The sequence below is a fragment of the Thermodesulfobacteriota bacterium genome (genome assembly GCA_040757775.1).
Classification (GTDB): Bacteria; Desulfobacterota; UBA8473; order UBA8473; family UBA8473; genus UBA8473.
Genome location: JBFLWQ010000012.1, coordinates 58,877 through 82,141 on the forward strand (window position 1 = coordinate 58,877; position 23,265 = coordinate 82,141).

Annotated in this window: 21 protein-coding genes; all 21 read right to left on the minus strand. The window is 45.2% G+C overall.

Features of this window, described 5'->3' with window-relative positions; all coding sequences use genetic code 11:
- Position 1: 1 nt before the first annotated feature.
- The 21 genes from AB1401_08930 to AB1401_09030 all read right to left on the minus strand — a co-directional run bounded on the left by AB1401_08930 (position 2) and on the right by AB1401_09030 (position 23,223).
- Positions 2-1,408: a sigma-54 dependent transcriptional regulator gene (locus AB1401_08930; GenBank protein MEW6615573.1), complete on the minus strand. Its 1,407-nt coding sequence runs from the start codon at positions 1,406-1,408 to the stop codon at positions 2-4.
- Positions 1,408-3,552 (minus strand): ATP-binding protein, encoded by a 2,145-nt coding sequence (locus AB1401_08935; GenBank protein MEW6615574.1) that lies wholly within the window; start codon positions 3,550-3,552, stop codon positions 1,408-1,410. Before AB1401_08935 ends, AB1401_08930 begins: the two co-directional genes overlap by 1 nt.
- 17 nt (positions 3,553-3,569) lie before the next feature.
- Positions 3,570-6,215 (minus strand): PEP/pyruvate-binding domain-containing protein, encoded by a 2,646-nt coding sequence (locus tag AB1401_08940; protein ID MEW6615575.1) that lies wholly within the window; start codon positions 6,213-6,215, stop codon positions 3,570-3,572.
- 26 nt (positions 6,216-6,241) lie between these two features.
- Entirely contained in the window at positions 6,242-6,637 is a 396-nt protein-coding gene (locus AB1401_08945; protein ID MEW6615576.1) for a response regulator, read from the minus strand.
- A gap of 194 nt (positions 6,638-6,831) precedes the next feature.
- A complete protein-coding gene (locus AB1401_08950) occupies positions 6,832-9,438 on the minus strand; it encodes a PEP/pyruvate-binding domain-containing protein (protein ID MEW6615577.1) in 2,607 nt (868 codons plus the stop codon).
- An 8-nt stretch (positions 9,439-9,446) separates the two neighbouring features.
- Complete coding sequence (locus AB1401_08955) at positions 9,447-10,166, minus strand: hypothetical protein (protein ID MEW6615578.1); 720 nt, start codon at positions 10,164-10,166, stop codon at positions 9,447-9,449.
- A 4-nt stretch (positions 10,167-10,170) separates the two neighbouring features.
- Positions 10,171-11,445, minus strand: coding sequence for a TSUP family transporter (locus tag AB1401_08960; GenBank protein MEW6615579.1), 1,275 nt, complete (start codon positions 11,443-11,445; stop codon positions 10,171-10,173).
- A 53-nt stretch (positions 11,446-11,498) separates the two neighbouring features.
- A complete protein-coding gene (locus tag AB1401_08965) occupies positions 11,499-12,293 on the minus strand; it encodes a hypothetical protein (protein ID MEW6615580.1) in 795 nt (264 codons plus the stop codon).
- Positions 12,294-12,489: 196 nt separating this feature from the next.
- Positions 12,490-13,101, minus strand: a complete 612-nt coding sequence (locus AB1401_08970; GenBank protein ID MEW6615581.1) for a DUF4881 domain-containing protein — start codon at positions 13,099-13,101, stop codon at positions 12,490-12,492.
- Between the two features lie 16 nt (positions 13,102-13,117).
- A complete protein-coding gene (locus tag AB1401_08975) occupies positions 13,118-14,173 on the minus strand; it encodes a sulfite exporter TauE/SafE family protein (GenBank protein ID MEW6615582.1) in 1,056 nt (351 codons plus the stop codon).
- A 122-nt stretch (positions 14,174-14,295) separates the two neighbouring features.
- Positions 14,296-14,592: a DVU0150 family protein gene (locus AB1401_08980; protein ID MEW6615583.1), complete on the minus strand. Its 297-nt coding sequence runs from the start codon at positions 14,590-14,592 to the stop codon at positions 14,296-14,298.
- Between the two features lie 18 nt (positions 14,593-14,610).
- Positions 14,611-15,024: a universal stress protein gene (locus AB1401_08985; protein ID MEW6615584.1), complete on the minus strand. Its 414-nt coding sequence runs from the start codon at positions 15,022-15,024 to the stop codon at positions 14,611-14,613.
- Between the two features lie 58 nt (positions 15,025-15,082).
- Complete coding sequence (locus tag AB1401_08990) at positions 15,083-15,511, minus strand: response regulator (GenBank protein ID MEW6615585.1); 429 nt, start codon at positions 15,509-15,511, stop codon at positions 15,083-15,085.
- A gap of 86 nt (positions 15,512-15,597) precedes the next feature.
- A complete protein-coding gene (locus tag AB1401_08995) occupies positions 15,598-17,259 on the minus strand; it encodes an ATP-binding protein (protein ID MEW6615586.1) in 1,662 nt (553 codons plus the stop codon).
- Position 17,260: 1 nt separating this feature from the next.
- Complete coding sequence (locus AB1401_09000) at positions 17,261-17,686, minus strand: response regulator (GenBank protein ID MEW6615587.1); 426 nt, start codon at positions 17,684-17,686, stop codon at positions 17,261-17,263.
- Complete coding sequence (locus tag AB1401_09005; protein MEW6615588.1) at positions 17,679-18,086, minus strand: response regulator; 408 nt, start codon at positions 18,084-18,086, stop codon at positions 17,679-17,681. The genes AB1401_09000 and AB1401_09005 overlap by 8 nt, the downstream gene beginning before the upstream one ends.
- A gap of 193 nt (positions 18,087-18,279) precedes the next feature.
- A complete protein-coding gene (locus tag AB1401_09010) occupies positions 18,280-18,711 on the minus strand; it encodes a response regulator (GenBank protein ID MEW6615589.1) in 432 nt (143 codons plus the stop codon).
- A 53-nt stretch (positions 18,712-18,764) separates the two neighbouring features.
- Positions 18,765-20,465, minus strand: a complete 1,701-nt coding sequence (locus AB1401_09015) for an ATP-binding protein (protein MEW6615590.1) — start codon at positions 20,463-20,465, stop codon at positions 18,765-18,767.
- Between the two features lie 31 nt (positions 20,466-20,496).
- Entirely contained in the window at positions 20,497-20,922 is a 426-nt protein-coding gene (locus AB1401_09020) for a response regulator (GenBank protein MEW6615591.1), read from the minus strand.
- Positions 20,923-20,981: 59 nt separating this feature from the next.
- Complete coding sequence (locus AB1401_09025; protein ID MEW6615592.1) at positions 20,982-21,695, minus strand: hypothetical protein; 714 nt, start codon at positions 21,693-21,695, stop codon at positions 20,982-20,984.
- A gap of 46 nt (positions 21,696-21,741) precedes the next feature.
- On the minus strand, positions 21,742-23,223 hold the full coding sequence (locus tag AB1401_09030; protein ID MEW6615593.1) for an SLC13 family permease: 1,482 nt from the start codon (positions 23,221-23,223) through the stop codon (positions 21,742-21,744).
- Positions 23,224-23,265 lie beyond the last annotated feature (42 nt).

A 23,265-nucleotide genomic window follows, 5' to 3' on the forward strand; every position in this document is an offset into this window, starting at 1 on the left:
CCTACTTGTCATATTTAAAATTAATGTCATTGGTATCTATTCCTTCTTCCTTCATCAGTCGGTGAAGATACTGCCTTTGGATACCTGCCATAGCAGCAGCCTTACTTATATTTCCCCTGCTTTTTCGCAGGGCGGACAACACATAGTGCCGATGAAACTTATGAGTCATCTTATCCTTGGCTTCTTTAAAGGTTAACTGATAGATGTCCTCATCAAGGCAGGGATAAGGAGTTTTATATTCATTGTCCGGGAATAAATCTCTCACCTCCAGAGTATTGGTCTGGCAGAAGATAACGCCACGTTCTATGATGTTTTCCAGCTCTCTCACATTGCCGGGCAATTCCAGTGAAAGAAGGGTCTGCGTAGCTGCAGGTGAAATGTCTGTGATATCTTTCTGGTTAGCCCGCGTGTATTTTTTTAAAAAATGATAACTCAAAAGGGAGATATCCTCTTTTCTATCCTTAAGTGGAGGCAATTCAAGATGGATAACATTCAGCCGGTAGTAAAGATCTTCCCGGAAACGTTTTCCTTCTATCTCCTCCTTCAGATTGTGGTTTGTGGCAGCTATAAAGCGTATATCTGCCTTTTTGGTAACCACACTTCCGACTGGTTTAAACTCACCTTCCTGTATCAGCCGAAGGAGTTTGGTTTGCATGAGAGGGTTGAGATCGCCGATTTCATCCAAAAAGAGGGTTCCCTTGTGAGCATCTTCAACCAGCCCCCTTTTGTCTTTCCATGCCCCTGTAAAAGCACCTTTTACATGGCCAAAAAGCTCGCTTTCTATAACCTGTTCAGGAATAGCAGTACAGTTGACGGTAATCATTTTATTAGAACTTCGAAGACTGTTTTGATGGATTGCCCTGGCGAGCAATTCCTTGCCGGTTCCGCTGGCCCCGGTAATTAACACTGTAGCCGTGGTAGGGGCTACCTGCCTTATTTGTTCAAATATTTCCTTCATAACTGAACTTGCCCCGACCATGCATGAAAAACTATCTCTCTCCTCCAGTGCCTGACGAAGAGCCAGATTTTCCCTTACCATCTCACGCCATTTCATAACCTTGTTTATCGTTAATAGAATCCGTTCTTTTCGAAATGGCTTGGTTATATAGTCATGGGCGCCTTTCTGGACCGCCTCTACTGCGGTTTCAATAGTGCCATAGGCGGTCATGATGACCACCAAAACATTTGGGTTTATTTTTTTAACTTCTTCAAGGAGTTTGATGCCATCCATCCCGGGCATCTTTAAATCGACTATTACCAGATCAAAAGGCTGTTTCTTAAACAACTCCAGTGCCGTCACCGGATCAGACTCTGTAACCAATTGATGGTCTGTCTTCTCTGAAATGATTCTCTTTAAAAGAACCAGCATGTCTTTCTCATCATCAACTACCAGTATCCTTCCTGACATTATACCTCCTGAGTCTTTATGGGCAGCTTTATGGTAAAGACGGTTCCTCTTGGTTTGCCTGATGAATCAGCAGTATGGCTGAGACAATTTATCGTTCCTCCATATTTGGTTATAATACCATAGCTTACGAATAAACCCAGTCCGGTCCCTTCCCCTTCGGGTTTGGTAGTAAAGAAGGGGTCAAAGATATGGTCTATATCTTTTTCGTTAATCCCGACACCGTCATCCTGGAACTGAACTATGGCTTTTCGACTGCCTTTTTCCATGGATGTCCGGATATTTAACATACCCCTTCCATTCATGGCTGCTGCGGCATTGTTGATCAGATTCAAAAACACCTGCTGTAACTGTCGGGGATCGCCTTTAACCTGGGGTATGTTTTTATCTAAATCCAGAACCAGTTCAATATTGTTCATATCAAGGGTGTGCTTCACAACCTTGATTATATCTTCAATACTGTGGTTCAAATCAGAGTACTCAGCGTCCCCTTCTCCCTGGCGGGCAAAGCTTAAGAGATTTTCTACAACCTGTTTGCAATGGAGCCCCTGTCTTTCTATGGTTTTCAGGTCTTCATATTCCTGACTGTTCTCATCTGTCTTTTCAAGCAAAAGATCGGAGAAGCCCAATATAACCCCCAGAGGGTTATTGATTTCATGGGCAACGCCAGCCGCTAATGTACCCATAGATGCCAATTTTTCGGTATTGATGAGCTGCCTTTCCAATTGTTTATTTTCTGTAATATCCCTGGCAATACATAAGACAGAAGATACCTTGCCTTCTTCATTCTTTAAGGGCATGAAATTGGCACTGATCCATGTCTGGTGTTCTCCCAATGTTAACATGAAGTCATCACGAACGCTCTTCTCGAATCTATAGACCAGTCTTATCAATTTAAGCTGCCTTTCAGCAATTTCCTCAGAAAATAGGACAGAAAGCTTCCTGCCCAGGAAATCTTCAGGGCAGCCCCCGAAGAAATTGGCAGTAAAGCTGTTCATGGACTGAAAATGGCCTTCAGAATCTACCGTAAAGATAAAGTCCTCGGCGCTTTCTACCAGAGAACGGTATTTTTCTTCTGACCTTTTGAGTTCCCAGGTTTGATTGTTAACCTCCTGCTCCAGGGTGCGAGACCAGCGTATTTCAAAAAACAGGATCGTGACAGCACCCAGTACAATTGCCACAATGATTATTCCCTGCAACAGAAAGTGCCGCAGATAGCCTGAATAAATTGCCTCTTCAACCTCTGTTATGGGTGCTACTACGGCTACATACCAGTTTTGAGGCGGATTATCTGAAATAATTACGGGGGAGTAAGCAATCAGTTTCTTTATCTCTCCGGTAATTCCCCGATGCCAACCGGAAACATACCAGCCTATGCCCTCCAGACCTTTGAGCATCCTTTCTTTCTGAATAAAGTTGATCTTTCCGTAGTAAATACTTGCATCCCGCTCTTTACGAACCTTGAAGGCATCCTTGCCTACAAACTTTGTCTCGGGATGAAAGAGGAAAATCCCGTTGTTATCAATAATCCAGGCATATCCTGTCTTTCCGGAGCGCACATTTTTCAAAAAGGGGGTCAGGAACCATGAGACATTGACATGAAAAAGAAGCAGTCTTTTATAAGCGTCTGCCAGGGGTACAGCCAATTGCAAACCTATCCCGGAAGAGTCAGTCCGGGGAGGGGAAACCCAGACCCCTTTATTCTTTCCAGTATTCGGTTGCTGCCCATTATTCAGTCCCTGGTCGGATGCCTGATTTAATGTCCAATGTCTATGAGGTGTATATATTTGGGTCTTTTTGTTGTCCAGGTCCACAACATCAATTCTCCAAACGCCACCCTCTAAGACACGGGAAAGACTCTTCTGGATAGTTTCATACTGCCTGTAAGGGGTTGGATGACCATCAGAGATATCCTTACCAAGGAGAACAAGCTCTTTTTTTAAAAACTCCATCTCCTTTCCGATCAAATTGGAGATATTGCGGGCAATAACCAGTTGTTCTTCATTGAACTGTTTCCCCACTACTTCTCTCATCTCCCTGCCCGACCAGAGCCCCAGAGCGATACCGGCTGTCAGAAAGGCAGTAGCACTCAGGCAGACAATGAGAACAACCTTTTTGTTAATTCCAGGGCGTTTTTCTTGAGTCATTTTCACCCTCCTGATTCCTAAGCAGTTACAGTGTTTCTCAAGTTGTAATTTCCTATCAGAAAATTCTTTGCCAATGCCTCAACACTGGCTTCATTATTCATCAACATATCCATCTGGCGGGTGAACTGGAGCAGTCGTCCAATCACGTCCAGTTTATCTTCAATAAGAGACATCTCGTGTTTTTGGTAACGGGCGTCTACCCGGTCTCCGGTGACCTCAACTGTAAAATCAAGTGATTGAAAGATTATAGCAATAGCCCGGACACGTCTGTTTCTGCGGATATCGTCGGCAGCACCACCCTTGAAAGAGAATGTTATATAATTCATGCTAGGTGTCGGACTACAGTAGGAATCCAGTATGCTGTAATGGTAGCCCACGCGGGAGCTAAAATTTAGATATTTGTCAGAAATAATGGCATAGCTGCGATCACCGAACCTTTCTGCTTTAGAAGGAGGGGAGAGCATCTGCTCTCTCATAACAGATAAAAAGCCTTTAAACTCCACAGGGCGTAATTGACTTTTCTGAAAATCTTCATGCATTATTCCTCTAAGGAGGGCATTGAAGGGAATCGAAGCAATCTTATCAGGAGGTACACTTTTGAGATGCACGTTGGTTTCCGTTAGACCACCTCCCAAATCAATAACATACAGGTCGAGCGGAACGAAGTCCTTTAATTTAAAAGCTACTCCCTTTTTGTCAGACACAAAATCGCTGAGTTGAAACATCTCAGTATATGAGAATTCATGTACCATCCGGCTGATATCGTGAAGGGACTGACAAAATGAGGGAGTGAAGTTGGGTGACTTGGGGTCCAGAAGATGCAAAGGTATAATCCAATCACTGACCCCCCTCAGAACCCTGTATACCGGTGTATCCTTCATGGGGCATTCACAGGCATTCTGGAAGGACTCTAATTCAGGGACTATTCCCTGATATACCCTTCCTGAATAGGCATCCACGGTGACTTCCATACCGGTGGGGATAGTGGCTGTGGCTACCCTGGCATTCACGATGGCAGGCACCGAGAACTCCCTTGCAAGAGATGCCATATGTCCTGCTATATTTCCCAGATCGGTGATGATCGCCCTGGTTTTGTTCATGACCATAACAAACTTCGGGGATGAGTGCCTGGCCACCAGAACCGCCCCATCAGGGAAATTCAACAGATCTTGATCTGAAGCTACATGAAATGCCGGTCCGAAACCTACCCCTGCAGAGGCTGTTCCCCCTTTTTCGATTAGGAGGGGGTATGCTGTCAAGACAGGGGTGAGGGGATAGCCTTTTCCATAGTCTTCTACGCGGAGGGGGCGGCTTTGCAGGATAAAGAGACGTCCGTACCTGTCGAGGGCCCACTCGATATCCTGGGGGGACCCATAGTGTTCCTCAAGTTTGAGGGCGTAGGCGGCAAGAATATCAATCTCTTCCTGTGATAGGCAAGGTTTATCCTGAAACTTATCTTCCACAGGAACTTCCATCAAACCCCCATCGGGCTTACTGACCAACTTAACTGTCTTGTGGGAGATCTCGGCTGCTATTGTTTGTCGGTTTTTGTCTACCGTGTAATTGTCCGGTGTGATAACCCCATCCACGGCATAGGGACCCAGCCCCCATACCGCTGTAATGATTGTATTCTCTTCAAACAAGTTTAATGGATTTCGCGAATACATTACGCCGCTGGCTGCAGATTCTACCATTTCAAGGCAGGCGACACTCATGGCGACATCTTCGTCCCTTATCCCTTTGTTGAGGCGATAGGCAATCGCCCGAGGAGAATAGAGACTGGCTACGATTTCCTTATATGCTTGAATGATTTGCTCCGAGGGTACGTTTAGTTTGGATAAGTATTGGCCAGCGTAGGAAAGCTCACTGTCCTCTCCGATCGCGCTGCTACGCATGGATACTCTTATTCCGCAGTCTTCAGAAAGTTTTGCATATGCCAGGAGGATGGCATCTTCCAGTTCAGCAGGAACCCGGGCTGAGGTAATTAACTGCTGGATATCCTCACTGGTAGTATTAATGGTTTCCGGATTATCAGGGTCAATTTCCACCTTTTTTTTGCTGATCTCATCAAAGAGTTCGTTGGATACCATAAAAGACTCGAATGCCCGTGTCGTGATAGCAAACCCTCTGGGTATGGGAAGATGCACCCTGTTATGTATCTCACCCAGGTTGGCATTTTTCCCCCCCACCCAGTCCACCATCTCCGCATTAATCTGAACGTAAGGTAAAATCAATTCTGTCGGTGGAATCTCCTTTCTCTTGCCCAAAACCTCTTTGATTTTCAGGTTAATCTTTTCGAGGATATCAAAAAGCAGGGTATAACGGTGACCCGAGAGGTCATCCAGGTTTTTAACCATACGAAGGGTATGAAAAACAGCCTGGTCAGCCCGGGATCTTACATACGACATACCGAAGATCTCCTGTCCCTGGAGTCTCTCCTCTATATCGCTTATTACCGTCAAAAATTTGGCATTTGAGTCCAGCAACATCTTGAAACAGGAATATTTAAATCGAAAGAGATTGGACAGGGTATCAGGAGAGAAGGTGTCCTTGTTTGGTTTTTTTCTTCTAAAAAGGTTAAAAACAGCGGGCTTAAGCCCGCTGTTGATCCCACTGTTGAGCCTGCTGTTGAGTTTCCTCAAATAGTTTCCGTAGGTAGGCATCTCTACCCCTTCCTGCAACAGCGGGCTTAAGCCCGCTGTTGTGCCTCTTCGAGCAGTTTCCTTATGTAGGCATCCTCTACCTTGACCAAGAGATCCTTAACATTGCAGGGCTTAACCACATAGTCATATGCTCCCAATCTCATACCCTCAATACCTGCTTCCACAGAACCATGTCCGGTCAGCAGGATAACCTCTACAAGCGGAGCGATCTTCTTGATCTGCCTCAGGGTTTCTATGCCATCCATCCCGGGCATCTTGATGTCAAGAACGGCAACATCGAAAGACCTTTCTCTGATCAGTTCTATTGCCTCGTTACCGCTGCCAACATCAGCAACATCTACATTTCTTTTTTTTAACCTGCTGGCCAGAGTCGTTCTGAAATCTTCTTCATCATCTACCAGTAACAAACGGATAGTTTCCATATCTAAATCTTTCTGTATGGTTCTTCTCCCATTTAGTTGCAAAAAAGGATTCAAGGGTTCAAGGGTTTGTTTTCCAATGATTTTATAAGTCCGTCTCTGGCGGATCCTTTCCACCTCTGCTATATCTTTCTGTACCTTCTTTATCTGTGACGTCAGACTGTATTTTTCTTCTTTTCACTCGAATCCTCGACTCCTTACCCACTTAAATCCTTGATAATGGAATATAGGTCATTCATGATCTTTTCCCTCTGGCTGCTTATGGAGGCATCGTCCAGCATAATCATGTCTAACTGACGGGTGTGTATGATCAGGTAACCTATGATTCTGAGTCTCTCTTTCATAAAGTATTCTTCTTGTCCCTCCACGCGGGAAAAAATTGCATCTTCCTTGGCCTCTATACGAAAACCAAATTCCTCAAGGATATGGCCGACAAAAAGTGCCCGCCTGACCCTTCTCTTATAGTCAGCAGCTCCCCCCTTGAACTGGAAACTGATATAATTTTCAATGGCTCTTTCACTAACCAAAGCCTCCACAATGGAGAAATGGAAGCCAAACCTTGAATGGAGACTGCAAAAATTCTTTGAGATCATAAAATAATTCCGGATTGCATACGAAGAACGGGTGGATGGATCAAGTGCAGGATTGGTAGTCGCCTGATGTAGAATTGACATAAATCCCTTTGCATTAACCGGCGGTGGTCCCCGCCATGGTATGGCGGTAATTCCCTCCCATAGGGCGAGCATGGGGACAGATGAGATGTTTTCCAGTTTAACATGCTTTCCCTTTGTTTCATCCCTGAAACCGTCGTCTAAATCAATGACCCAGAACTGCATGGGTACGTCAGTTAGTAGTTGTTTGCTGGCACGCTCTGAAAAATGATGTTCCTTGCCGAAGCTGAACATCTCCCAAACCGCCTTTTCATGTGAAAAGCGGGTAATATCATGGAGGGTCTGGCACTTTTGCGGTTTGAAATCCGGGGCATCCGGATCGAGAAGGTTTAAGGGAACGATATGCCGGCTCACCTCTTTGAGTATACCATAAACAGGACTGCCTTCCATAAACCTTTTTTTATACTTCGACTGTATTAACAGGGATTCAATAGAGCCCTTATAGATTTTCCGTCCCTCTGCATCTATCGTTATCAGATCGCCATTCCTCAGTTTATCGGTTGCCCCAGGGATACCAAACAATGCCGGGACATTAAATTCCCTTGCCACGGTTGCCAGATGGCCGGCAAAACTTCCCTCCTCGGTAACTACCGCTTTGGCACGACTCAGTAAAGCAGCCCATCTGGGCAGAGGCCGAGGAGTAACCATGACAGCCCCTTCAGGGAATTGGAGGGCGTCCATATCCTTCTTCAGTACAAAAACGGGACCCGAAGCTACACCAGCAGAGGCTGTTATCCCCCCTGCGATGATTACAGATCCTGCCTCTAATGGTTCCTCTGTTTTTCCAGAATTCATTCCTTCTGTATCAAACTGTTTAAGCGGCCTGGATTGCAGGATATATATGGAACCATCATGGGAGATACCCCACTCAATGTCCTGAGGGAAACCATAGTATTCTTCTATTTTCATCGCGATCCGGGCAAGCTCAAGAACATGGTCATCCGTAAGGGAAGGGGAAGAGGCTTTATCTCCCGCAAGATCCAGACGGCATACCCCTTCTTCAGGGTAACAGACAAACCTGTATTCCTTGTTCCTGATCTCTTTTTTTACCACAGCCATGTTGTTCCTTGAGACAACAAACAGGTCAGATGCCCCGCTGCCGTCAACCACGGATTTTGGAAGCCCCCAGACTGAGTTTATGAAAATCGAACCATCTCTCATATCCAGCGGATTACGGGAGTAGGTGACTCCGCCAGACAGCGCATCAATCATAACCATACAACCCACACACATGTCAATATCTTCATCGCGTATTCCTCTGTTCAATCTGTAAGCCATAGCTTGCAGACTGTATTTGCTTGCTACGACTTCTTTGTATGCCTGCATGATATTTTCGGCGCTCACGTTCAGTTCGGAACGATACTGTCCGGCAAAAGATGTTCCAGCAGAATCCTCTGCTAGGGCACTGCTTCGCAGAGATACCGTTATCCCATCCCTGATCTGCTGCTCCATGTCTCTGTAAGCCCCCATGATTGCCTGTTCAAGGTCGGGAGGGATAGTTGACCGTATGATAAGTTGCTGGATGTCAGCGCTGAGGGCATATAGATGATCGATCTGCTCCGTGCTGGAAGACTGAAGGCGACGGTCAATCTCTGTCTGAAGGTCGTTATGGATGAAAAACCTCTGATAGGCAAGGGCTGTGATCACAAAGCCTTCCGGTGTAGGAAGATGAAGACGGTTTTTTACCTCCCCCAGTCCGGCCATCTTGTTTCCTACCTCATCTGCCATCTCCGTATTGATTTCCCGAAGTGAAATAACAAGCCTATCCCCTTTTGGCAGTCTTCTCCTGGAAAGTATCTGATTGATGGACCCCTCAATATCCCTGAATCTGTTGTACAATTCCAGATACTTATCAGGGGCGAGTTCATTAAGATTCTGGATGATACGGAAGACGTTGACAGATAAAGCTGTACAGTTTGTCCTTATAAAGGACATGCCAAAAGGGCGCTCCCCCCCAAGGAACTGTTCTATATCAGCCATTATCTCCAGTGCCTTGTTATTGGCGTTGAGAAGGAGCTTGAAACTATGGTAACGTGCCTTGAAGGTGGAACGAAGTTCCTCAACGTTAAAGACAAAACGTTGTTTCCGTGGGGGTACTACCCTAAAAAAAATCTTTTTCAGGAAAGGAAGCACAAAAAAATTTACACCTCTTTTTTATGACCTGCTTTCATCTCCAGTCCAAGACCTTCAAAAAGGAAGAGGATTGCATAACCCCACCACAGGGTATACAGGACATAAAAGCCTAGCGAAACGCTTAAGATACCGACACTGGAAGATGCCGATCTCGGTTCGATTTTATAGAAGTTGTATGCTACCTCGATGGCTCTCTTCATCACCTCTTCTACCCAGGTTGCATCGTTGAATTTCTCCTGTTTTGTCAGTGCCTTGTTCAGTGCCTTGAATCCTTTATGCCAGACAAACAACACCTCTTTTTGAGGAAAGCCGTATTTCTGGGCAATCTCTTCGCCTCGATTATGGAATACAACATCGGCATTCCTGATCGCCACCTCTAAAATCCTGCCAAGGTCACCATTTACCTTAAGCAGAGTTGATCCACTGTCCGACATGCTCACCGAGGCACCCGCTGCGGAGAAGAGTTGCACTACCTTCTTTACCGTCTCTTCGTTATCAAGTTTGATAGCAGCATCAACGCGGCGACCTTTATACTCCTCGTTTTCTTTTAGAACTTTGGGGATGTAGTACGTTGATCCCTTGGCAATGGAGTTGAAAAGCCGATCTGCAGCCTGGAAGGCATTCTGCCCTCCACCAAACACAGGGCTAAACATTATTCCCAGGACAATAAAAAAACTGACAGTTAGAAGAAGACCTTTTCTGAATTCCCTTTTATTTGCCACTATCATTGTCCTATACCTCCCCTCTCAAGACCTTAATGTTGCTGAAAAACTTTCCGATTACCCAGATCGCGAAGATCCCCACGGCAATAAAAAAGAGCCAGTTACCGATAGTGGTCAGAGTTGCTGCCATAGCCTTGGAGATGTCAATGATTTCCATCTCCCTGAGTTTACCGGGCAGGGCAAACAGCCTGTTGACAAAACCGGCTATAACGGCTACGGCATAAAAAGCCCTGATATAGATTCCTTTGACAACCGTGGTGGTGAGTGCTCCGAGCTGAATCCCCACCAGGGAGCCGAGGAGCATTCCCATGGCCAGGGTATAGAAAACGAAGCCGTAGACAGCGTATTGTACAATGGCGGCGTAGCCGGCGGTAAATATGATCTGCAGAATATCTGTCCCAACTGTAGTAAAAGAAGAAACACCGAGGATGTAAACAAACATGGGAAAGGTCAGAAAGCCTCCGCCTACCCCCATTATTGCCGCAGCGAAACCGACAATGGCCCCGCAGATAGCCACAAAAACCGCAGAAATCTTCTTGCCGCCAGGGGTCAGGTCCTGATCAAAGGTAATAAAAGGAGGAATCCTGGCAGATTGCAACCTGGCGGGAAGGCCTTTTTCCCCGGATGCCATCTCGGCACCGTGGGGACTTTCTCCCACATGAGCTCCAACTTCTCCCTCCATCTTCCTGAGTCGGAAAAAATCTATCAAGGCATAGGTACCTAAAAACCCTAATAAGAGGACATAAACAACACTGATGAAGGTGTCACTTAAGACAGGGTTTTTTTCATAAAGTGTCCTGTTGATTACCCCGCCACCGGTAACCCCTACGACTGATCCGACCAAAAAGGCGATAGCCAGGCCGGTCGAGACATTACCCAGTTTTTTATGAACGACCGTTCCCATAATAGCCTTGGCGAAGATGTGAAAGAGATCGGTACCCACGGCAAGGATGCCTTTTATCCCGGCACTCATGAGCGCAGGCGTGATGATGAAACCGCCGCCTGCCCCGATAGCACCGGTAATTAACCCTGCACAGACACCGATGAGTATGGAAACCACAAAAACGAATGTAGTATAGAAGGCAGGGCTATAAGCCTCCTTTCCGCCCAGGATTGGCGGGAGGTCAGAAGATGCCAGGGCGATCGATCCTAAAATAATTGGTAATAACATCAAACCCAGTATCCATCGCCTCTTCTTGCTTGTCAATATATTCATAGAGACTTCATACTCCCACTTTGCATGTGCCTTTGCGCCCATCAAAAGCATTTGATACAATTTTCTCATTAAATAACCTCCTCTTCCTATACAAATTTTTTGCAAGTACTTAAAAATTATCTTCATTCTTGCTTTTGAAGTGAAACGACATAACCCGGTTTAACTTTGCAACCATATTCCGCCGTTGCCAGCGAGTCAGTTTCAGAGACCTTGTGAACCACCACCGTTCCTACAGGTTTTCCCTTTTCATTAAGGAGATTAAGACAGGTATTGGCCTGGATACCATGCTTGGTACCTAGACTAAAGGCGATCTCGTATCCCCCATCACCCTTTATTACCTTATATACCTCTGCCTTTCCCTGCTCAGCCATGAGATGTTCAATCTTCCGGGAGAAAAGAAATATACACCCGAATAACACAACAACCAATGGGGCAAGAGAAACAACCGCAGCCCATGGAGAGATATTAAAGTATCGTTTCATGAGAGACTTGAAGCTTTGGCGGTAGCCCATATAATCTTTATGAACCCTTATCAGAAAAACAGGGGGTGGCTTTTGGATCTTCTTTCCCTTAATACCCACAACCAACTTATAGTCTCCCTGTCTGATACCGGGACTGGTTGTCAGCCTCCCCTGCCACATGTTCTGCCCGAACCAGAAACCTCTCTGGATGGAATCGATGGAAAGCTGGATTAGACTTGAACTGCTCCTGTAGGTTAGTTCCTGGACACTCTGGACTTTTTCCACCAGTACTCCGTTGATTTCTACAGATGTTCCGGGGAGAAGATCAAATACATTTATCGGTTGCCTGAATCCGGCAATCAAGGCATCAATAATTAACAGACTCAGAACAATACATAAAACAGCGGCAACCTTTTCCGTGATGCTTCTCCACTGCCTGACTTTCTCTACGTCCATCCCTGCTGCTCTATTCCCTTTTCAAGGTGCCACGGCGGGCGTTGTCCCTCTCTGTCCCCGATCCATAAATGCTGTATAAAGACCTTTGAATAAATAAGCACTTTGTCATTTCGACTGGAAGGAGAAATCTATATAGCTTTGGCTTACTCGCTCCTCGCAATGACAGTTTGTATAAATTTTCAAAGCTCTCGTATAGTTATTTCTTAAAAATGTCGGTCTTGCTGACGTTCATAAACCTCCTGGCTTTTCCCTCTTCCTTATAGTAGATACGGACTTCATCACCGCTATCCCAGGTATTATCCGGAAGAGTAAAGTATTCAGTAGGCAGAGAGAGGGTGGTGAGAACCTTTTGTCTCTTTGAATAGATGGTAATGGTCTTCTTTTCTCTGTCTATCACGGGAAAATTCTTGGGTTTATCTGCCGCCCTATCATAGACCAATGGGTCCTCTTTTCCTATATTTTCTTTCTGCTCGACCAGCTTATAAGTTATCGTCTTGAAGTTCTGTGTGGCCATATCAAATATGACTATCTGGCTGTTCCCGGTATCGAGCTTCATCCGTTTCCCTGTCTTCGGTTCTTGCCCCATTTCCTTCGGATCCTTTGGTATCTCATAAATAACAGGTGGCAGATAACTGTAGTCAGGGTTCTTAGAGTTGGCCTTCTTATCCCTGACAATAGTGACCGTACCTTTCTCTTTATCAAATTCGATAACCCTGCCCTGGTCTACCTTACCCAATTCCCCGCAGGCGAAAATAAAAACAGAAGACAAGACAGTTAGTATTGTAAACAGGCTAAGTTTCTTTATCATTACATACCTCCTCATGCTAGGTCTTCCCTTTCCTCACGGCGATCTCTTCCCTTGCACCCTGTAACATTTTGATAAAAATATAGAGAGACAGGGCACCCACAAGCCCAAGGATGAGAACGGTTGAGGTAATATCCATAGCTACTTTAGTCCCGGCTATATACCTTGGAATGAGTTTCATGATGATGGAAATACAACAACCGATAACGGCAACCCCGAAGGCGATACGAATTCCATACCCTTTAATATATTTGGTTGCCACTGTTCCAATCTGTGCTCCCACAGCAGCGCCTACCAGCATTATAAGGGCCGCAAGGAGCTCTGTCCTGCCCTTATAAGTATATGTGGCAGCTCCGTAAAGACCTGATATCATAACCTCAAAGAGGTCTGTCCCCACAGCTATGTGTGTTGGACAACCGATAAAATAGATAAGTGCCGGCATACGAATGAGCCCCCCGCCGATACCAAGGATACCTGCCAGCCAGCCGGTAAGAAAGCTGACAAAGATGGGTAACCATGCAGAGCAGTAAAATCCTGCCGCTTTAAAATGTATCACAGGAGGGATCTTGATCTTGTGGAGGGTCTTGTGCCATTCAATACCTGTGGCCAGTTTCTCCACATCCATACCTGCTGCCCTTGCCTCCCTTTCCTTTTTTCTTTTCTTTACCACGTCAGAAAAGATCATCCATGCGATGAGGATAAGGAGTACAACATACATCCAGCGGACATACAATTCTACTTTACCGAGGCGTTCCAGCCACATAATCATCTGTGCACCTACCTCAAACCCGACCACGGTGCCGATAAGCATAATAAACCCCAGCCGGTAGTCTACATTTCCGAACCTGCCATGCCGCATGGTAGAAATTAGGGACTTTCCCGCCATGTGGGCGATATCTGTCCCGATCGCAAAAGCCATGGGAAAACCAAGGATGTTAAGCCCCGGTGTAACCATCCAGGCGCCACCCATGCCAAAGAAACCACCAATTATTCCGACTCCTACTCCAAGGATAACCAGACCAGGCCAGAATACTGTAACCCCCGAAATGGGCATTAAAACATACAACCAGTCCATACACTACCTCCCCAGTTTATAAAAAGGACTCAAGGATTCTAGGGTTCCCGCCTTTGGCGGGTTTTCTAAGGATTTTATCAGTGCCTTAAGCATTTTCCTTAACCCCTTGAATCCTCATAATTTTAGTGCTCAGCTAATTCCCTCGATTTCAGGTCAATGCCTATATGGCTCATAACCAGGTCCGCGATAAGACCAAGAATCACACCTACAACAGGGATGGTTATCACAGTGAGCAGAGTAAAATATACATGACTTTCATTATAGAGATTGGCAAACCATGCTTCCCATCCCGTCAATCTGCGGGTATCAGCCACAATGACGAGGGGGGAAGCCTTTTCTCCAGCAGCCAAGGCAATATCCGATACAACGAACGATGCCATGACCATTACACCTGTCAGTTTTGTCCACAACTTACACATCTCTTTTACCTCCTGAATTCATCGAATTACACTTACACTGCATGGGGCGTGCCCCACCACCTTGGCCGCTGTGCTCCCCATCAAAACCCTTTCGAGACCGGTGATGCCTGTACTTCCCATAAGGATGAGGTCAAATCCATCATCTTTCGCCCTCCCTATAATATTGTTGGCCGGCACAACACCTGTCTCCAGAATGGTCTGAACCTTGATCCCCCTTTCTTCGAAAATAATCTTTGCCCTCTCGAGGGCATTCCTGGCCTGTCTCTCCAGTTTCTCCTGGATTCTGGGCGGCATGTCATCAAAGTCGCCCTTCCCAAAATAGGCAACTGACATCAGGGTAATCTCTGCCTCTTCTTTTTCTGCCAGTTCAAGTGCCCTTCTGACTGCCTTCATGGAATTTTCTGAACCGTCTGTCGCTACCAGTACTTTCATAAAACCCCTCCTGATCATCTAGAATTAATATCGTTGCCTCCTTGACTTCTTGAATCCCTTATTTTAAACGGACTAATTCCTGTATCTTTGCACTGCGAATCTTTTGTTCCTGAGTATTCTTCTTTTCAAAGGCAGATGCCAATTTCTCCAGAACCTCATCAAATTTTACCGGTTTTATCAGGTAATCAAAGGCACCCATCTTCAATCCCTCGATGCTTGTCTCCACTGAGGCATGTCCGGTAAGGAGAATCACCTCAGTCAAAGGCTGTGTTTTTTTGATTTCTCTTAAGACCTCGATACCATCCATACCGCCCGGCATTTTGATGTCCAGCAAAATAACATCAAAGGACTTTCCCTTCATCAGTTCGAGGGCTGCCTCTCCAGTTGGAACACCTGTTGCATCAATTTTCCTTTTCTGCAAACGGTTGACGATTGTTTCTAAAAAATCTGTCTCATCATCTACAATCAAAACCTGGAAGGTATCCATTGTAACCCCCATTTTTTATGCGACCTATGAAGTTGTTTTTATAATTTCACTCGAATCCTTGGCCCCCTGAATCACTTTTTATCTTTTTACTTCTTCTCCGGAACAACAATTGGTAACCTTACGGTGAATGTTGTCCCTTTCTCTTTCTCGCTCTCGAGGGTGATTGTCCCTCCCATATTCTGGACGATATTATGAGTAATCGACAAACCAAGCCCCGTCCCCTTACCTCCCTGTTTGGTGGTGAAAAAGGGTTCAAAAACTCTTGCCTGATACTCTTTGGGGATCCCCTGCCCATTGTCTCTCACGCTGACGGCTATCTCGGAATTGATCCTCCGGCTGCTTACACAAACCAGCCCATCCTTACCTATCTCATCTATAGCATTGGTTATCAGGTTCAGAAACACCTGCTGGAGCTGGGCTCGGTCACTGGCAATGATGGGAAGATCAGTCTCCAGCTCTTTCTCTATCGTAATGTTATTTGTCCGGGCATAACTCTCCAGAAAGGTTATCGTCTCATTCAGGATTTCGTTTATGTCCACATCCTCCAGATGAGGCTCCATCCTCCGAGCAAATCCAAGCATCCCGTGGGTTACCTTTCTCGCCCTCTCCACGTGTTCCTCTATCTTCCTCAGTGATTTTTTATACTCCTCAAAGTGCTGACTCTTCTGAAATTCCTCTTCCGTCAGGAGATCCTCCATCCATCCGGTTTTTTCGGCAATAACGGCAAGGGGGTTGTTGATTTCATGGGCAACGCCGGCCGCCATCTTACCAAGGGCTGCCAGTTTGTCTGCATGGACGAGTTGCGCATTAAGTTCATTCATCTTCCGGTCAGCCGTTTCCAGGTGTCTGACGGTCAGACGGGTTGTAAAGATAGTTGTCAGGATGATCAGCAAGCAACCTGAGACAACGATAATGATCTCTATCCTTTTCGTTTTAAACAGTTTCGTCATCTCTTCCGACGCATCCTGACTGATCACCAAAAGCCAGCTGTTTTTTTTCAACCACCTTCCGGCATAGAGCACCTTTCTCCCCTCACTGTTTACCTTTTCTAATGCCGTTGTCCCCTCTCCGAAGATAGTGGGATTAAGATTTGATTTAGAAAGAATCTCACCACCAAAACGCAGGTGCGTTTGATGGAAACCCTCTCTGTTGATAATAAAGGCATCTCCCGTTTTTCCTACCTGTGCTGCCCGGACAAGACCCTCAAAAACATCAGAGTCTATTGTTGCCCTGAGTATCCAGATCCTGTTGTTTTCCTGGCGTCGGACAGCGATGATAAAATGGGGTATTCGCCTGTAGCCCGTGAAGACATCGCTGACGTAAACACCCTTACTTTCAACTTCACCGAACCACGGTTGCTGATAATAGTTCAGACCGATAAGGTTGTAAGGGCCTACATAGGCGACATGTTTTCCGGCACTGTCAATCAAACCAAGATCAATGAAACCACCGACCCGATGGTTCATTATCTGAAAAATCCTCTCTAATTTACCCCTAGCTGCTAAATAATCAAAGGTATATGTGTCTGCCATGGCAAGTAGAATGGCAGTGCGTTCCTTTAAGAAAAGCTCTATAGCGTTACCCTGTGCCCTGGCACGATATTCAATCTGTTCCTCAATTTTATTTCTGAACACCTGGGCGAACTGGTAATAAATAATCACACTGAGAAAGATGAGGGGTATAAAAGCAACTGTCAGGGTGATGAAGATGATCTTCCTCCTGAGGTTTGCATATAGTCGTCTTTTCATCTCAAACCCCTTCCAATTTTTTTTCCTCTTCCAGGTGTTTTATCTTTTGCTCCTGAATCGTTTTTCTCTTATAGGCATCTTCGAGTTTATATAACAATTCATCAATATCCATTGGTTTCATCAGATAATCAAATGCCCCTACCTCCATTCCCTCAACGGCGACTTCCATATTTGCATGTCCTGTAAGCATAATCACCTCCACGAGGGGTCTCACCTTTTTGATTTCCCGCAACGTCTGTATGCCATCCATACCATCCATTCTTACATCCAGTACCACCACATCTGGTGGCGTCTCCTTCAGGACCTTGAGGGCATCTTCACCGCTGCCCACACCTGTTACCTTTAAATTTCGCTTTTTCAGCCTTTTCATTAAAGTCTCTAAAAATTCTCTTTCGTCATCTACCAGAAGGACGCTGAATTCATCCAACCGTGCCACCTCCTTTTCTTCTAGCTGCCTGCCTGATCTTATTAAGAAGATCATCCAGGTCGCAGGGTTTGGTAAGATAGGCAAATGCCCCGAGGGACAAACCATCCCTGGCAGCCTGCTCGGAACCGTGGCCCGTAAGCATGATAACCTCCATATGAGGATATACTTTTTTGAAGATCTTTAAAACCTCAATACCATCCATATCCTCCATCTTCAGATCTAAAACGGCTACATCGAAATCCTGTTTCCTGAGAGCCTGAATGGCTTCCGTACCGCTGAGAGCAACAGTTGCATGAATATTTCTCCTTGACAGTCTTTTGGACAAAACACTAACGTAGCCCTCTTCATCGTCCACTAAAAGCAGATTAATACTCTCTGTTTGATTTATCCCTGTTTTCATCGTTTTTGGCAGTCTTTATTGACGGCTTCGTAAAAAGTCCATCTGTCCGCCTGATGCGGATTCCGCTGCATCCTCAGTCATTGCAGCGTACACGTAAGTACGCCTCATTCCTTAGGATTTGCGCGCCTTGCATCTGGTCCGCCTCTAACGGACTACTGTGCCATCTGATTTTTTACTTTTTACGACTTCATTTTTATTGAAATCTATAAGAGAGTTCTTTTATCCTCGCCTCTCTGATCTTCTCTTCATGCTTATACTTCTTATCCTTTGCCTGTTCAATCTTGGCTAAAAGTTGTTCCATGTCAGAAGGCTTCATCAGGTAATCAAATGCCCCAAGCTTCATTCCTTCGATGGCTGACTCCACAGTAGCGTGACCTGTAAGCATTATAACCTCTACCAGAGGGAATTTGCTTTTGATCTCCTTAAGAGTCTCTATACCATCCATGCCCGGCATCTTGACATCCAGGATAACAATATCTATCGTCCTGTTAGATGCGAGCGTTTTAAGCGCCTCATACCCGCTGAATGCACCAATAACCGTGAAACCCTTTTTAGTCAGGCGTTTGATCATGGTTTCCACAAACGGCTCCTCATCGTCAACCAGCATTATATTTGTCATTATCATAGCCCTCCTTTGATGTCCGAGTTCCAACTCCATACTCGGCACTTTCTATTTTTTCAAACCTCTTTTCTCTCTGTCCCGATGGGAAGCCGTACGTGAAAGGTTGTACCCTTTCCTGGGGCGCTATTGACACTGATCCTCCCACCCATTCTATCGATAATCCCATAACAGATGGATAATCCAAGCCCTGTACCTTTACCCACCGGCTTTGTAGTAAAAAACGGGTCAAAAATCCTCTGAATATCAGCTTGAGGGATACCACGCCCAGTATCAGACACATCAATAACCACAAAACCATCATCCACGTGGGTCATTATACTAACTACCCCCCCATCTTTACCGATAGCATCGATAGCGTTGTTTATCAGATTGAGAAGAACCTGCTGAACCTCTGATGGTGATGCAGTAATTGGGGGAATATCCGGACTGAGTTTAGTTTCTATCTTTATACTTCTATACCTTGCTGTCCTTTGGGAAAGTCCTACTACTTCTTCAATCAACTCATTCAAATTTAAGTTATAAAGCTTTGAATCGGTTTTACGTGCAAAACTCAGCAATTTATGTGTAATCTGCTTGCAGCGGATTCCCTGTGCCCTTATCTGTTTTAAGGCACGCCTGAACTCATAAAGTGTATCGCTGCTTTGGAGTTCTCCCTCTTCCAACAAATCCTCCATCCACCCCGCTTCTTCCACCATGATAGCCACGGGATTGTTCACCTCATGAGCGATGCCTGCTGCTAGCTCCCCTATTGATGCGAGTTTACCTGCCTCTACGACCTGTTCACGCATCTTTACCTTTTCCATGTCAGCCCTTTCTATACGTCCCACTATTTTTTTTGTAAGGAGAAAGCTTATCAACAGGACTGAAAAGAAGCTTACAAAAGAGATATATATAACCAATTTCCTCACGTGGTAGAGGGATGAAAAGGCGTCTGCCGAGTCCTGTTTACAGACCAGCATCCATTCTCTATTCTTGAGAAATGAAATAGCGTAGATTACCTTCTTTCTCTTTTCCTTTTCGGTTTCAACGACTGAAACACCACTAGCTCCAGGGAATGTTTTCTTAAGGATAGAATATACAAAATGAATGTCTTCCCTATCCTTAAATTTTGGATTCGTTTGAAACTCTCCGCTGAGATTCAAAATAAAGGCATGGCCGGTCTTGCCTATTTTAATGTTTTCAACCCGTGAAGTGAATTTTTCTATATCTATAGTAGTCCTTATAATCCAGATTCTCCCCTCATTATCCTTCGTTTTTATCGCTATAATGAAGTGGGGCAACCCTCTAATGCCAAGGAAGACATCGCTGATAAAGTAATCCCTGGTCATAGCCTTCTTGAACCAATCCGCATCAGAATATCTTGCATATTCAAGTTGAAAGGGTCCGGCATAGGCACGCTGGTATCCCCTGTTGTCTATAACCCCAAGGTCAACAAAATCCCCATACCTATTTTGCAGTATTTCAAGCCTTTCTCTTAAAAATGAACCATTAAGGAGCTGCTCCACAGTAGTTGAGTCTACAAGTGTCTGGATGTCAGCCAGCTTTTCCTCCAGAAATGTATCTATATGGATTTTATGCTTGTTAACGATGGTTTCCAGGTATACTATGGCATTATTCTTTAAGGATTGACTGTAGTAGTAAATAGTTATCCCCCCGATGGAGATGAGAGGTATAATGGAGATACTGATCATTAACACTACAATCATTCTCGTGAGGATACGGTAATATTGATGATTTTTGTCGGATTCAGCTTTCATTTGCCTCGCAGGGCAAAAATAACTTATAGGGTTAAACAAACCTTGAAGAGAGTTCTTTTATCTTTGCTTCCCTGATCTTTTCTTCGTGCTTATTCTTTTTATCCTTTGCCTCTCCGATCTTTGCCAGGAGTTGATCCATATCGCATGGTTTCATCAGGTAATCGTATGCACCAAGCTTCATACCCTCTATGGCAGTCTCTACTGTTGCATGACCGGTGAGCATTAGCACCTCTACAAGTGGTTTCAGTCTCTTTATCTCTCTAAGGGTTTCAATACCACTGAGACCAGGCATCATAACATCGACGATAGCGACATCAACATTGTATTCGTTGATCTTTTGAAGGGCATCTTCCCCATTCAGGGCAGTATTGACATCAAAATCCCGATTCCTCAATCGTTCTGCCAGTATATCTACAAAACTCTCCTCATCGTCCACTAATAACAGCATTGTTTTCATAGGTTTCTCCCTTTGATAAGTAGGGATGACCCGTTGGGTCACACCTACTTATAAGATTTTTAAAATGTAATTTCCTGTCTCACTCCGTTTATAACTGCAAAAGAAGAGGCAGGCCATACATAGTTATCATCAGGGCAATGGATCTGTATGCCTGTCATCAGAGCGTAATCACACCTCTCTGTATCCACGATATTATCGAGCGCATTCGCAAGGTCTGCCTGGATAACCTTATGTGTTATCCTTGTAAGCGCAAGAAGGTCAGGAACATGGCCATAGGGTATCTCCCTTAACAGACGCATCTTAAGAAGGCTCTGTTCAATGTCTTCATTGTCCATTGAGAGATTGACCCTGCCTCCTGTCATCTCTTTATGAAAGGCGTTCAAGGCACCGCATGCGTTTCCTTCCTTTTCTCTGCCTTTACGTTTACAGACTCCTATTTCCCCACCAGGACCGATTGCTATGTGAGGCAAGGCGTAATAAACATAACGTTCCCTGCCGGCTTCAATCGGTGCATGATGCATCCCTGCTATCAGGGCTGTTCTGCCGGCAAAGAACATACCTGCAAGGCCAGAGAGGTTGAATGCCTCTCCCCATCTCTCTCTTATCAGGTTGACTATTGTCTGTGAAATCTCATCTCTACATACGTTGGCAGAGGCAATTGTGTTGTCAGCATTAAAACCTGCTTTATTGAGTATACCGTAAGTCTTCTCTACAAAATCGGCTTCAGTATATACCTTCGGGAAAAACCTGCACAGGACATCCGTAAATCCCATTTATCCTCCCGTTGTTTTACACTCAGGTTTATTTCAGCTTCATTGTTTATTTAATCAAAATCGGCATTCCCAGCATTGGCCAGAGTATTAAGAGAGCAACTGCCAGAACAGCCATAAGGACTAAACTAGGTATCAGACCATACCCGAAAAATTCTCCAGTGGTAAACTGTTTCGATTCATACGCGATGGCATTTGGTGCAGCACCTATTAAGAGCAAGAAGGGCATACCTGCTGTTACAAGTGAAGCGTATAGAATTGGTTCAGGTGCTACGCCAAGGTATTTTGCTACAACAAGGGAAACAGGAAGAGCTATTGCAATAGCCGCAACATTCATAATGAAGTTGGTCAAAATCAGGACAAAAAACGCTATACTCAAAACAAAAACCAGCCAGTGTGCCTTCTCGAACATTGCAAGCCATTCAATAGCCATCCACTGAGCGGCACCCGTTTGCCAGAGACAGAATCCAATACTCATTGCACCACCGAATAGCAGGATAATGTTCCATGGTATGTCCTCGAGCTCTTTTAAGGTGAGCACCCCTACTAAGAAAAAGAGAAGGGTAGATACAAGCATAATGGCTGCCCTGTCCAGCGCCTTTAATGCAGGAAATACAGACTGTAAGGACATGGTTATAACCACGCCCAATACACAGAAGATCACAAATTTCTCATCCTTTTTAAGGGGACCGAGTTCTTTTGAGAGTTTTTTTACCCTATCCCTCAGACCAGGGATTACCTTTTTTTCCGGTCTCAAAAATATCATTAGTATAACCCAGATAAAAAATACCATCAGCCATCCGACAGGAAACATGTATTTTGTCAATTCAAAAAAGCTTATATCCGTTCCGGTAAATTCCCTGAACATTCCTGCTGCGGCAGGTGCGCGGGCAGAGCCGAGGATTGTTATAATACTTCCAGCCCCTGCAGCATACGCCATGCCGATGAAGAGTGCCTTCCCAAACCTTGTTGGCCCTTCTTCCTCTCCATAAAGGGTGTGAATAGCCATGAGTATCGGAAACACAGTCGCTGCGGCTGCTGTATGTGCCATCAGATGGGCAAGTCCTGCTGTTATCAAAAGAGCCCCCAACAGAATCATGCTTGTTCTCTCACCAACCACTTCCAGCATTTTGTAAGCCAAACGCCTTGTCAGACCTGTTTTTGTGAATGCCAGTCCAACGACTATTGACCCGAATATGAACATGACAGACGGGTCCATAAAATCCCTGAATGCCTCTTTCGCAGGACGTATAGCAAAGATAGCCTGGACAACACCAATAGTGATGCTTGTTGCACCAATAGGCATAACCTCAAATACCCACCAGATGCCGGCCAGCAAAAACAAAGCAATTGATGCCTTCCCCTCTCTGGATAAGGGGAATGCCTTCCCGGCAGGGTCTACGGCGTCTGGCCATAACGGCATAAAGTAAATAAAAAGGAAAATAGCAATCCCTAATAAGATAAATGTTACCCTTTTCCAGTTAAACCCCGGGTTGGGAACTGCAACGACAATCTCTTCCGGTATTCCCATACTCCCTTTTTCTTCCATCCTGTCTACCTCCACTACTCTCTT

Excerpts from the sequence above, each read along its gene's own strand:
- AB1401_08930 (MEW6615573.1), bottom strand. The coding sequence starts at position 1,408 with ATGTCAGGAAGGATACTGGTAGTTGATGATGAGAAAGACATGCTGGTT.
- AB1401_08935 (MEW6615574.1), bottom strand. The coding sequence starts at position 3,552 with ATGACTCAAGAAAAACGCCCTGGAATTAACAAAAAGGTTGTTCTCATT.
- AB1401_08940 (MEW6615575.1), bottom strand. The coding sequence starts at position 6,215 with ATGCCTACCTACGGAAACTATTTGAGGAAACTCAACAGCAGGCTCAAC.
- AB1401_08945 (MEW6615576.1), bottom strand. The coding sequence starts at position 6,637 with ATGGAAACTATCCGTTTGTTACTGGTAGATGATGAAGAAGATTTCAGA.
- AB1401_08955 (MEW6615578.1), bottom strand. The coding sequence starts at position 10,166 with ATGATAGTGGCAAATAAAAGGGAATTCAGAAAAGGTCTTCTTCTAACT.
- AB1401_08960 (MEW6615579.1), bottom strand. The coding sequence starts at position 11,445 with ATGAGAAAATTGTATCAAATGCTTTTGATGGGCGCAAAGGCACATGCA.
- AB1401_08965 (MEW6615580.1), bottom strand. The coding sequence starts at position 12,293 with ATGGACGTAGAGAAAGTCAGGCAGTGGAGAAGCATCACGGAAAAGGTT.
- AB1401_08970 (MEW6615581.1), bottom strand. The coding sequence starts at position 13,101 with ATGATAAAGAAACTTAGCCTGTTTACAATACTAACTGTCTTGTCTTCT.
- AB1401_08975 (MEW6615582.1), bottom strand. The coding sequence starts at position 14,173 with ATGGACTGGTTGTATGTTTTAATGCCCATTTCGGGGGTTACAGTATTC.
- AB1401_08980 (MEW6615583.1), bottom strand. The coding sequence starts at position 14,592 with ATGTGTAAGTTGTGGACAAAACTGACAGGTGTAATGGTCATGGCATCG.
- AB1401_08985 (MEW6615584.1), bottom strand. The coding sequence starts at position 15,024 with ATGAAAGTACTGGTAGCGACAGACGGTTCAGAAAATTCCATGAAGGCA.
- AB1401_08990 (MEW6615585.1), bottom strand. The coding sequence starts at position 15,511 with ATGGATACCTTCCAGGTTTTGATTGTAGATGATGAGACAGATTTTTTA.
- AB1401_08995 (MEW6615586.1), bottom strand. The coding sequence starts at position 17,259 with ATGAAAAGACGACTATATGCAAACCTCAGGAGGAAGATCATCTTCATC.
- AB1401_09005 (MEW6615588.1), bottom strand. The coding sequence starts at position 18,086 with ATGAAAACAGGGATAAATCAAACAGAGAGTATTAATCTGCTTTTAGTG.
- AB1401_09010 (MEW6615589.1), bottom strand. The coding sequence starts at position 18,711 with ATGATAATGACAAATATAATGCTGGTTGACGATGAGGAGCCGTTTGTG.
- AB1401_09015 (MEW6615590.1), bottom strand. The coding sequence starts at position 20,465 with ATGAAAGCTGAATCCGACAAAAATCATCAATATTACCGTATCCTCACG.
- AB1401_09020 (MEW6615591.1), bottom strand. The coding sequence starts at position 20,922 with ATGAAAACAATGCTGTTATTAGTGGACGATGAGGAGAGTTTTGTAGAT.
- AB1401_09025 (MEW6615592.1), bottom strand. The coding sequence starts at position 21,695 with ATGGGATTTACGGATGTCCTGTGCAGGTTTTTCCCGAAGGTATATACT.
- AB1401_09030 (MEW6615593.1), bottom strand. The coding sequence starts at position 23,223 with ATGGGAATACCGGAAGAGATTGTCGTTGCAGTTCCCAACCCGGGGTTT.